Source organism: Vibrio makurazakiensis, assembly GCF_050337375.1.
GTDB classification, from domain to species: domain Bacteria; phylum Pseudomonadota; class Gammaproteobacteria; order Enterobacterales; family Vibrionaceae; genus Vibrio; species Vibrio makurazakiensis.
In genome coordinates this window covers 1-9,149 of the sequence record NZ_JAKJSW010000169.1, presented here as the reverse complement: position 1 = coordinate 9,149, position 9,149 = coordinate 1, and the positions used below count along the sequence as shown (strand labels likewise).

The 9,149-nt window shown below is 41.7% G+C and carries 10 protein-coding genes; 7 read left to right on the top strand and 3 right to left on the bottom strand.

What is annotated here, in order from left to right:
* On the bottom strand, window positions 1-889 hold an 889-nt coding region (locus L4C33_RS16415), incomplete at its 3' end, for a PTS transporter subunit EIIC (protein WP_428813495.1).
* A 225-nt stretch (window positions 890-1,114) separates the two neighbouring features.
* Window positions 1,115-2,341, bottom strand: a complete 1,227-nt coding sequence (locus L4C33_RS16410) for an alpha/beta hydrolase (RefSeq protein ID WP_428813494.1) — start codon at window positions 2,339-2,341, stop codon at window positions 1,115-1,117.
* A 192-nt stretch (window positions 2,342-2,533) separates the two neighbouring features.
* Between L4C33_RS16410 and L4C33_RS16405 the strand changes: the two genes are divergently transcribed.
* Window positions 2,534-3,301, top strand: a complete 768-nt coding sequence (locus L4C33_RS16405; RefSeq protein ID WP_428813496.1) for a recombinase A — start codon at window positions 2,534-2,536, stop codon at window positions 3,299-3,301.
* Window positions 3,302-3,364: 63 nt separating this feature from the next.
* Here the strand turns inward: L4C33_RS16405 and L4C33_RS16400 are convergent, their stop codons facing one another.
* Complete coding sequence (locus L4C33_RS16400) at window positions 3,365-3,664, bottom strand: YkgJ family cysteine cluster protein (protein WP_428813493.1); 300 nt, start codon at window positions 3,662-3,664, stop codon at window positions 3,365-3,367.
* 235 nt (window positions 3,665-3,899) lie between these two features.
* Here L4C33_RS16400 and L4C33_RS16395 point away from each other — a divergent pair, with 235 nt between their 5' ends.
* From L4C33_RS16395 to L4C33_RS16370, 6 genes are all read left to right on the top strand, one after another.
* Window positions 3,900-5,024, top strand: a complete 1,125-nt coding sequence (locus tag L4C33_RS16395) for a M14 family metallopeptidase (RefSeq protein ID WP_428813492.1) — start codon at window positions 3,900-3,902, stop codon at window positions 5,022-5,024.
* 330 nt (window positions 5,025-5,354) lie between these two features.
* Complete coding sequence (locus L4C33_RS16390; protein ID WP_428813491.1) at window positions 5,355-6,125, top strand: ferredoxin--NADP reductase; 771 nt, start codon at window positions 5,355-5,357, stop codon at window positions 6,123-6,125.
* Between the two features lie 63 nt (window positions 6,126-6,188).
* On the top strand, window positions 6,189-6,524 hold the full coding sequence (locus L4C33_RS16385) for a TehB family protein (protein WP_428813490.1): 336 nt from the start codon (window positions 6,189-6,191) through the stop codon (window positions 6,522-6,524).
* 168 nt (window positions 6,525-6,692) lie between these two features.
* On the top strand, window positions 6,693-7,691 hold the full coding sequence (locus tag L4C33_RS16380) for a 2-hydroxyacid dehydrogenase (protein ID WP_428813489.1): 999 nt from the start codon (window positions 6,693-6,695) through the stop codon (window positions 7,689-7,691).
* A 202-nt stretch (window positions 7,692-7,893) separates the two neighbouring features.
* A complete protein-coding gene (locus tag L4C33_RS16375) occupies window positions 7,894-8,430 on the top strand; it encodes a GNAT family N-acetyltransferase (RefSeq protein WP_428813488.1) in 537 nt (178 codons plus the stop codon).
* A 153-nt stretch (window positions 8,431-8,583) separates the two neighbouring features.
* A partial coding sequence (locus L4C33_RS16370) for an MBL fold metallo-hydrolase (protein WP_428813487.1) occupies window positions 8,584-9,149 on the top strand: 566 nt, incomplete at its 3' end.

The following is a 9,149-nucleotide window of genomic DNA, read 5'->3' as shown; positions in this document are numbered from 1 at the left end:
TAAAAATACTCAAAATCAACACAGCAATACCGAACTTTTTATAGATAGGGCGTTTACTACAAATAATCATGCATATGACTAAACTTAGTGTGTTCCCTGCGCCACCAAGCCCTGCATAAAAATCGTAAAAGTTACTGGTTAAAATAGGTAATGGTGTACCCAGCGTTTGGTGTTGCTCAATGAGCTCGATCGTTAGGTGGTAGCTCTCAGTTTTATACGACGCCAGAATTATGTGGCCATTTATGCCTATCGCCCAGAAAAGATTACGAGCGAGTTCGTATAGCAAACCATCACTCAGTGAAGTCGGGTCTAGGTGAGGTAACACGCTAGTGATATCAAAATCTGCGAATACCACATTCCTTAAAAAATAGCTGCTAACAGAAAACGTCAGTACTAATACACAGCATGATAGAAGCATATTGATCGACTTCTCGACGATATTTGGCAAGCTACTGTCCATTCGTGGCGTAATGTGTTTTGTTTTTTTCAAACAAAAGCTTACCGCTAAAGGAACGAGGATAGCGAGAGGGTAGTTCGTTGGAATTACGGTTCCTACTTTTAGTAACTCCCATTGATAGCTAACAATGAAGTAGATCACCATAGAAGGTGTCATCACGGCTATTTTTTCTACTTTATGAATGCATGAAAGAAACTGCGAGAAATAGGCGATAAGAAGTATGGGAAACAGTTGCCAAACCAATGAACTGACATGGTGTAGCTTTTGACTTACAACATTAAAGTCTAAGTAGGAGGCTGCATTACCAATAAGCATACAGAATGCAGAAATCAGAGACACCGGCAGCAACATGATAAATACATTACACACACCACTAATGTATTGGTTTCCAGAAATTCTTGTTATCAGGTTGGTACCTACAGCGTACAACATCAATCCACCTCAACTACGTAAACGATTGCGCGGTAGTATAGGTATGATATGCGCTATAATCCATAGTTTAATTCATATTTATTATGCAAAAATCACTCGCATACGCTTTATTAATGGACGTTGAGGGAATTAATTTGGAATGCCAAAGCTTGAGATGTGGGTGGCTAATTAGGAAAGAAATGCCCGTAGAAAGAGGGCATTTCTGAACGTTGATGTGCTTTTCGTTTAGATATTTGCAGAAATGAAGTTGGTTATCGAATCTACCGCAGCTTGTCCTTCAGGGCAGTGTCCATCTGTACCGTGGAACTCTACGATACCCTTAGTCGAAAGTGCAGCCGTTTTCTTCATATCTTCGGCTGATGCCACCATGTCGCCAGAGGTGTTGATGACTAGCATTGGTGTGTCCATGCGAGGTTCGCCATCAAAATAACCTTTCGTTTTCAATGAAAGTGGAACAGTTAATTCACCAAAGGATCCTAAATCGTTGATGTCAGCTCCTATGCGCTTACCGAAAGATTGAGAAGTCATTAGCGGTAGCTCAGGAAATAGRAATGGCTTTGTTAAAACACCGTCTACTACAGCACAACGAGCGACAATTGCCTTTAGTTCTGGCTGTTGGATCGCAAACTCTATGAGTGGAATACCGGCACCAGATTGTGATAGCACAGCAACACGAGAGCTATCAATACGGGAGTCTTGCTTCACGTAAGCCAGAGCAGCATCATGAGCTTGTGTCTCATGTCCTAATTCCATCACAATGGTATTGTTTAAACCCGCACCCGGCATATCAAATGTTAGAACCGCTGAGCCATTGTTAACGGTATCTTTTAGGTCGTAGTGGTGCTCAACTAAGGTTTTATCGACACCACCAGTCCATAAAACAACAGGTGCGTTCTCTGATTTTTTTGGTAAGTGTAAAATACCTGTAATCTCACCACCTTGTTTAAGAGGCATGGATACTTTTTCTACATTCTCACCTCGCGCTGTAGCCGCTTTGATATAAGCATCTACCGATTTACTTAAAGCCTGTAATTCATTTTCTTGGTGTAGATTAGGGTAGCTCGCAATCATCCACATTGTAGCGGCTTTTTGATAGCTTTTAGCGGCAAGGTCACTAGGTTGGTTTTGCGCCCGTTCGTTAAATAGCTCAGCTTGGTTTGAAAATTCAAATGTCCAATGGCCTTGAGTATTTTTATTCGCTGAGTCTCGTAAAGCTGAATCACTCTTGATACGAGAAAGAACGTCGGTARGTTCTTGTGATGAGACCCCCATATCTTGCCAGCTATCAAGGCGAAGTTCTCTATACCAATTTTCTTGTCCTGAAACGACAGCCTCAGCACCACGGAAGTTTTGGTGACCTTGAATGTTTTGTGCACTGCTTTCTGTAGCAACATTTGCGGCAGAAACTGAAAATGAAGCCGTAATAAGTGACGCTAAAAATAATTTTTTCATATTGATTTCCTTATTGATTTAGCCTCAATGTATAAAATGTCTTGTCAAAAAAAAGTGCAATTCAGATGAAATAGATTTATTAAATGAAAGTATCTTGTGTAAGCTAGGTCGTTGTAATCTCTTTAATAAGGCAGTGGCTCTGTGGACTCAGCGCAAAATAAAGTAAGAAAGGCGACTCGAATAGAAAGTGTCATGAACTCTGCAATGTGGCATTTAGAACAGCGTGATATGACGGAGAATGAGTTATTAGCTAAGTTGAGAGTTAAAACGGACAATCAAGATTGGATAGATGAGACGCTTGCGAGCTTGCGTAGCTACGGTTACATAAAGTCGGATCAAGATTTCGCATTGCACTTTACTGAACGAGCATTTTTTGGTGAGTTCGGCTCAGGTTACATTATCGAAAAACTGAAGAAGAAAGGTATCAGTGAAAGTATTATTCATGATGCGATTTCTCAGGTAAAACAAGATAAGCAGATTGATGAACAAACGTTGCTGATCGATAGGGTCAATAACTACTATCAATCGTTTTCTATGAGTAAAGAAAAGCTCTTTGCTGCATTACAAAAACGTGGTTTTACTTATCAGCAGGTTAAAGAAGCGATTGCACAACACCCTAAGGCCTCAGAGCTTCAATCCAACTTAGAGATCAAAGCAGAAAAGGCGGATCTTGAAAAAGAGGTGTTAAAGTACGCACGGAAAGGTAAGGGGCTGACGGTTATTCGTCAGGAGCTACGTCAACGTAAAATCGACATAACTGAGCTGGATACGATTGTAGAGCGGGCATCTCGAGAAGGAACAATCGACTTTTATGCTTCTTGCCTAGAACAATTGCAAAAGAAAGGGTATGACATTTCTGATTACAAAGAGCGCAATAAAGCATACGCGATGCTTACTCGGAAAGGCTTTTCATCAGAAGAGATCAAGTTTGCAATGAGTGAAATCGAAAATGAAGAATAACGTCACTTACTTCGCTCATTGAGTTGCAGACTTATATATGCGAAGTTCTTACTTCATTACTTATTAATCGATGCCGTGTTCTGCGCGTTCTTCTTCACAAGAATAAGAGCCCATTTCGAACTCACGGCAGATCCATGGTCGGTTTTCATAGATAGAACACATTAGAGTGTCGCGGTCGAGCGCGGCACACCAGCCGTCATCAAGGCGCTCCATCACTTCACCACCATCCTCATCCCTTAAAATGTACTTTTCAGGAACACCAGTATCAGTAAATATCATGACTTCCAAACGGCAGCAGCAAGCTTGGCAATTTGCGCAGGTGATTTCTGGTTTCGTTGGCAGGGTGACGATATCTATGGTCATAGGTTTCTAAAGTAAAATGGCTAGCGGGGCATACTACTTGATCCCGCTTGCGACACCAACGTCTATTTTGACTCAGATGCATTATATGACTTGATAGCCCTGAGTTGTATTAAACGCTGGCTGAATATTGTTGGACTATTTAACAAAAATTAACATTAAGTTTTCCGTGTTTTACAGCATTTTTGTAGAACCGTGCTAGTCTCACGATCTAGTCCTATACAAAGAAAAGATAACAATGAAAATCTTCAGCAATTTCGAAAGCGGTAACATTCAAATAGTCTCAGCAGATGCACCAGATAACATTCAGTTGACCATTCCAGCAGACAATCAAACTGATTGCGCTCAATGGTTTCATTTCCGTTTGGAATCTGAACCTCATTTACAGCACAAATTTCAAATTTCAGGCCTAGCGGCTTCTGCTTACCCTGAAGGTTGGACTGATTACGACGTCGTTGTTTCTTACGACCGTGAGGAGTGGTTCCGCATTCCTGCTGAATTTGATGGCGATGTTCTTAGCTTTAATGCTGTGCCAGAGTACCGTTCAATGTACTTCRCATATTTCGCTCCTTATTCGTACGATCGCCACCAAGACTTGTTGCACACAGCGCAAACTCATTACAGCTGCGAACTAGAAACTCTAGGTGCGACGTTAGACGGCAACGATATGAGTCTACTTACTATTGGTGAGCCTGCTGAAGGCAAAAAGAACATTTGGGTAATTGGTCGTCAGCACCCTGGCGAGACAATGGCTGAATGGTTCATCGAAGGTTTCCTACAGCGCTTACTTGACGACACTGACACAGTTGGCCGCTCTATTCTTGATAAAGCGGTGTTCCGAGTTGTGCCGAACATGAACCCAGATGGCAGTATTCGTGGTCACTTACGTCATAACGCGGCAGGGGTTAACTTGAACCGTGAATGGCAAACACCATCAATGGAACGCAGCCCTGAAGTTTTCCTTGTTCGTGAGAAAATGTTAGAAACTGGCGTTGATATGTTCCTTGATATTCACGGTGACGAGGCTATCCCATATAACTTCGTTGCGGGTAGTGAAGGTATCCCATCATACGACGCTCGTATTGCTGATCTTGAAAACACGTTTAAGCAAGCATTGCTAACGATTACCCCTGAATTTCAAGATGAAATCGGCTATGACAAAGATGAACCAGGCAAAGCTAACCTAACGGTCGGCTCTAATTGGGTCGCTGAGCAGTTTAAGTGCTTGTCTTACACCGTTGAGATGCCGTTTAAAGATCATATCATTTGTGCTGACGAGCTTTATGGCTGGTCTCCTGAGCGAAGTGTTACTTTTGGCCACGATACGGTAGCAGCGGTTTGGGCAACGGTCGATAAGCTTTAATTACCGACTCATAGTTAAACAAACGTTTTTACGGCTCGAATGAATATTCGGGCCGTTTTTGTTTTCTGGATAAGAATTTTGAATCCTTTCTGCTAAGCAATTTTATTCGCTTTCCTCGTTTCTCTCGCTCTATTCCACTGGGTTAATTTCACCGAACTTATGAGTAAAAATAAACTCACAGTGTCAATTTGACACCTTTTTTGTGTGTCTTTTTGACTTAAATTGGGGTGAGTATTATTGTTGGGCATTGACTGATAACCATTCTCGTTAGTGGCATGGTAAATGCTATGCTTAGGGTAGTGATTCATTCACAGCGATAAGGATGACAACATGCCCGAAGTCCCACATGGTTTGGTTCTAGGAAAAGTAACGAAAAAAGTGGATTGGAACGAGCAGCTCTTTACTTTATATGTGCAGGCACCTGTTGCCGATTATATCGCGGGGCAATTTACTAAGTTGGCTTTGCCTGAAGGTGATGATTTTGTGCGGCGAGCTTACTCGATGGTGAATGCGCCTGTTAAAGAACCTGTAGAGCCAACGTTAGAGTTTTTGATTATCAAAGACCAACTAGGGCAGTTATCTCCTAAATTGCATACGTTAGAGGTTGGTGATGATGTGTATGTCGGTAAAGCCCCTAGTGGCTTTATGACACTGCAAGAAATCCCCAAACATGTCGAAGAACTTTGGATGCTATCTACAGGAACAGCCGTTGGCCCGTTCCTCGCGATGTTGGAAGAGTTAGTTGAAAGCCGACGCTTTAGACAGGTCGTTTTGGTTCATGCAGTAAGACAAAAAACGGACCTTACTTATACCGACCGTATCGAAAAGCTTGATCGTTTATTAGAAGGAAAACTTCATTATGTGCCAGTTGTTTCTAGAGAACCTACCTCCGGAAGTTTACGGGGACGAATCCCAGACTTGTTACTTAGAGGCGAACTGCAAAGAGCAGCGCAGCTCGATTTCAGTCAAGAACGCTCTTTCTTCTACTTGTGTGGAAATCCAGCAATGGTTCGAGACACGAGTGAAGCGCTCAAGCAACTCGGGTTCACCAAGCATTTAAGAAAAAAGCCTGGTCACTTTAGCAGTGAAAATTATTGGTAATGATATCGGCCAAAATAGGATTGTTGTTGCAAGGAGCGCTTCATTAATCGAAGAGAGAAGATTATGAGTCATTTAAGAATTCCAGCTGATTGGAGAATTCAGCGTTCGACACCGTTCTTTACTAAAGAGAACATCCCAGCCGCATTATTAAAGCATCACAACACCGCAGAAGGCGTATTTGGACAGATTTGCGTGATGGAAGGGGAGGTGACTTTCTATGGGTTCGAAAATTCAGCATCAACTGAACCAGAATCTGTGGTGGTGATTAAGGCTGGGCAGTTTGCGACGAGTCCACCTCAATATTGGCACCGTGTAGAGCTTAGTGATGACGCTCAATTCAATATTAATTTTTGGTCTCATAAAGATACGCAAAGTAAAAAGATGTTTAGTACCCGTTAAGTGGGTAAGGGTATCAGCAAATAGTGAAATGATTCAGTCTTAACTGATGGAAACTTAAACGATAATACGGTCATTTACATAGACTTTGTGATCGTTGTCTTGCACACTGAAACTCTRATAATTGGACAAGTCATGTCCTAATAAACCTCCAATTTCAGAGAGGAAGTCATGCTCAATATTGCATTTTTTAGCTCAAAATCTTACGACGAAAAATCGTTTAATAGTATCGAAAGGGATTTATCAGCAGAGTTTCATTTTCATGATTTCAGATTGACAAGGAAAACAGCCAAGATGGCTTATCAGTGCGAAGTAGTCTGCGCTTTCGTTAATGATGATTTGTCACAACCGGTTTTAGAAAAACTTCATCGAGGTGGAACTCGACTTATTGCGATGCGTTGTGCTGGTTTCGATAAGGTTGATATCGAAGCCGCAAAAGAGCTTGGTATTCAGGTGGTACGTGTTCCTGCATATTCACCTGAATCGGTGGCGGAGCACACCGTCGGTATGATGATGTGTTTGAACCGTAAACTGCACAAAGCGTACCAAAGAACGCGTGATGCTAACTTCTCCTTAGAAGGCCTTGTTGGCTTTAACTTCCACGGCAAAACTGTAGGTGTTATCGGTTCTGGGAAGATCGGTATCGCGACCATGCGTATTCTTAAAGGTTTAGGGATGAACATTCTTTGTTTTGACCCTTACCCAAGCGATATTGCCAAAGAGCTTGGTGCCGAGTATTGCGATCTTGATGAACTATATAGCCGATCTGACGTGATTTCTTTGCACTGTCCAATGAGCAAAGAAAATTATCACCTGTTGGATGAAACAGCATTCAACAAGATGAAAGATGGTGTGATGATAGTAAATACCAGTCGTGGTGAATTACTGGATTCTACTGCGGCGATTGAATTTTTGAAGAAAGGGAAAATTGGCGCACTTGGCTTAGATGTTTACGACAATGAAAAAGAATTGTTTTTCCAAGACAAATCCAACGATGTGATTGTCGATGATGTGTTCCGTCGTTTATCGGCTTGCCACAATGTATTATTCACGGGTCACCAAGCGTTTTTGACTAAAGATGCGCTAAACAACATCGCCACCACGACAATCAATAATATTGATGCGTTTGCAAATAACATAAAGAGCGGTAATGAAATTGTAGACTTATAACTGATTGAATTATAAATAATGTTTCACTCTAAGTGAATGCATTTAGTGATCTGTGTATTAGAATTACAATATCAAATCATAAAGCGCCCTTTCGAAGTACCGTTAGGGCGTTTCTCTTCGTAAGTTATGTAATGAGCGGCATTTATTTTATTAAATTGATGTTACTGTGAATTCAAGAAGTACATTGACTAGGGACGATCAGATGAAATTAGTGTCACCAGCGGAATGTTATCAAACCGCATTTCTTAGATTCGTCGACGATTTTACTATTAATGATCCCGAGAATGCGAAATTTTACTCTGAAGCATGTGTGAGCTTTAGCTACTATGTGAAGTCGCTTAACAATCAAGCGCTAGGCATCAATTTACCGAAGTTTTACGTGCCATGTAGCCACTTTTGGCTACTCACTGACACCGATGATGTCGCTGGCGTTATACGCGTGCGTCATAATATAGATAATGAGTTTTTGTCTTTGGAAGCTGGACATATTGGGTATGACATCGCGCCAAGTTATCGTCGACGTGGGTTCGGCAAGCACATGTTGCGATTGGCTTTGAAAGAAGCAAAACTACTGGGGCTAAAACAGGTACTTATCACCGCAGATGAAGACAATGTGGCTTCGAGAAAGGTGATTGAAGCGAACAAGGGTGTTCTAGACAAAGTTATTCAAGGAAAGGTTTTTCCTTCCCCAATAGCCCGTTATTGGGTTGAATGCGAGCCCCTTGAATCTACCGACTAATGGTTAGCTGACACGACTAACTCCTCTGTAATTATTTTAGAAGTGAGATGCCCTTTCTCACTTCACAAACTCCATTCTCTCTACCTATACTAATGTAGCACTGCGAGCTATATCTACGCATTAACGATTAAGTATCACGTTGGGGGGATGTTTATGGTTAAGCAAAAAGTTCAGCACTTTTTCCATCCAGTCTCAGGCACGATCAGTTACGTGGTTTCTGATGTTGCATCTAAAGAAACGATTATTATTGACCCTGTTGCTGACTACAATGAATCTACGGGAGAGGTGACTTTTCAATCCGCAGAGATGATATTGGACTATGTTGAAACGTCTAATCTTAAAGTTACAGCAATACTCGAAACCCATATTCACGCCGATCACTTAACGGGTTCGTTTTACTTAAGTGAAAAGCTTGGGGTTGCGATTCACGTTTCTGATGCCGTAAAAGAAGTCTATTCCACTTGGAAAGACGATCTAGCCTTAGATGAAATGTACGAGTTCGAAAATTATCTGCTGGATCACGAACATCTTGGTTTTGGTGAGTCTGATTTGGAAGTGATCAGTACACCTGGTCACACACCTGCCGATCTCACTTATAAAGTTGGTGATGCGATTTTTRTTGGAGACTCACTGTTCCATCATGGTACTGGACGTGCAGACTTCCCTGGAGGCAGTGCAAAGCAAATGTTCCACTCTTTGTCTAAGTTGTACGATATTAT